Annotated in this window: 2 protein-coding genes; one reads left to right on the plus strand and one right to left on the minus strand. The window is 72.9% G+C overall.

Annotation, left to right across the window (positions count from 1 at the left end; translation table 11 throughout):
- On the minus strand, positions 1 to 798 hold a 798-nt coding region (locus GH736_RS21335), incomplete at its 3' end, for a DUF5937 family protein (protein ID WP_159606879.1).
- Positions 799 to 855: 57 nt separating this feature from the next.
- On the opposite strand from GH736_RS21335, the gene GH736_RS21340 reads away from it, so the two are divergent.
- On the plus strand, positions 856 to 2,220 hold the full coding sequence (locus GH736_RS21340) for an MFS transporter (protein ID WP_159606881.1): 1,365 nt from the start codon (positions 856 to 858) through the stop codon (positions 2,218 to 2,220).
- Positions 2,221 to 2,324 lie beyond the last annotated feature (104 nt).

The raw sequence follows: 2,324 nt of genomic DNA on the forward strand, positions 1-2,324 counted from the left end.
CGACGAGGCGGGGTCGCCGAGCGCCGCGAGCAGGCTCGCCCGGGTCTGGCCGAGCACCGCGACGACGGCGCCCGGGTTGGCGACATGCTCGGTCTCCCAGAGGGCGCCCTGGCCGCGGGCGGAGTACATGATCATCGGCGGCCCATCGCCCACCGGCGCGGATGCGCGGCGGGTGAACATGGTGGGGACGAGCGTCAGGCCGTTGCCGTCGATGGCGATCGTGCGGTCGGCGGGGTCGTGCAGGCGCACGGCGACGACCCCCCGGTCGTACTCGATGCGCTCGGAGAGCCCGTTGAGCATGGTCGCCACGCCGGACTGCGCGATCTGGCGGCCGCGGTACACGACGTCGGCCTCGAGTACGGCGCGCATGCGCGGCCAGTACGGCTCGAAGCACGTCTCCCACAGCTGCCGGAGCGCGCGGGCGATGCGCCGGAGCGAAGCACTCGTGGACCCCGCGAACACGTCGGGCACATGCCCGTGCACGGCGATCAGGTCGCGCCGGAAGACCTCGGGCGGCGTCTCGAGCAGGCCGGCGAACTCGTCCTCGATGCGGGTGAGCGGCGAGCTCGGACGCGGGTTCAGGAAGTCGGGCGTCCACATCCGCTCATCGATGAGCCCGGAGAGGGTGCGCAGGTCGAGGCGGGCCCGCGCGTCCTCGGTGCGGCGCAGCCAGCCGAGCTGCAGCGGGAAGCGCGCGGGCTCCTTGATCGCACGGAGCGAGAGGCCCAGCTCGCAGAGGGGCGAGATGCCGAAGCGCACGCTGCCGACATCGTCCTCGGTCAGCAGGTACTTCAACATGTAGAGCAACGCTACATCGATTTCGACCGGCCCCGTGGCTATGGCAGAACTGGGAACGTGAGCGCGACCCCCACCCCAGACACCGGCACCCTCCCCGTCATCGAGCCCGACCTCGACGACGCATCCGCCGCCTCAGACGAGGCCGCGGCGCAGGCGGCCGCCACGTACGCGACGCCCGAGGCCGACGCGGCCGCCCGCCCCGGACTCTTCCGGCGCATCGTCGGCTCGGTCGCCGACCCCGTCCTGCGCATCCTCGTCATCGCCACCCTCATCAGCCGGGTCGGCCGGGGCATCTTCCTCACGGTGACGGTGCTCTACTTCACGCTCATCGTCGGCCTCGCGCCGCACGAGGTGGCGATCGTGCTCGGCGCGGCCAGCGCCGCGGGCGTCCTGTCGTCGCTGGCCGGCGGTTGGCTGGCCGACCGCACGAGCGCGAAGCGCCTGCTCATCGTGCTCTCCATCGTCGACGGCATCGGCCTCGTCTGCTACGTGTTCGCCCACGACTTCGTCACCGCCCTCGTGATCGCCGTGCTCGTCGGCGCCGTCGAGCAGGCGGCGAACTCGACTCGCATGGCCATCATCGCCCGCGCCTTCGACGGCGAGAGCCGGGTGCACGCCCGCGCCGTCCTGCGTACGGTGACGAACGTCGCCATCGCGGTCGGGTCGGGCATCGGCGCCGTCGCGCTGCTCGCCGGCACGGCCGACGCCTACCGCTGGATCATCGTCGGCGCCGGGGTCATGTACCTCGCGGGCGTCACCCAGCTCGTGCGGCTCCCGGCATACGTCGACGCTCCGAAGCGGGTCGCGACGGATGCCGCGGTGATCACCACGGCGACGGGGTCGACGGATGTCGCGGCATCCGCTCGTGCCGAACGCCTCGCCCGCCGCGCGCACTCCCCCTGGCGCGACCCCCGCTACCTCGCGCTCAGCGCGCTCAGCGCGGTCTTCGGGATGCAGTTCGGCGTCGGCGAGGTCGGCGTGCCGCTGTGGATCGCGAACGACACGGCCGCCCCCGAGGTGCTCGTCGCGGTGGTGCTCATCCTCAACACGGTCATCGTGGTGCTGTTCCAGGTTCCGCTCTCGCGCGGCACCCACGACCTGCGGCGGGCGGGTCGGGTCTCGGCGCTCGCGGCGTGGCTCATGGCCGCCGCGTGTCTCGTCTACGCCGCCGCCGCGGGGCTCCCCGCCGGGTTCGCGGCCGCCGTCGTCGTCGCGGCCGCGGCCGCCCACGCCTTCGCCGAGGTGCTCTCGCAGGCTGGCGGCTGGGGTCTCAGCTTCGAACTCGCCGACCCCGTGCAGGCGGGCACCTACCAGGGCGTGTTCTCGATGGGCTACTCGCTCGGCGCGATGGTCGCGCCGCTGTTCGTCACGTCGACGGCGCTGACGTTCGGGTTCGGCGGCTGGGCGTCACCGTCGGCTTGATCGAGAAGGACAAGCTGGGTGGCACGTGCCTGCACCGCGGGTGCATCCCGACCAAGGCGCTGCTGCACGCGGCCGAGGTCGCGGACAGCTCGCGGGAGTCGGCG

The sequence above is a fragment of the Agromyces humi genome (assembly GCF_009720255.1).
In the GTDB taxonomy this organism is placed as follows: domain Bacteria; phylum Actinomycetota; class Actinomycetes; order Actinomycetales; family Microbacteriaceae; genus Agromyces; species Agromyces humi.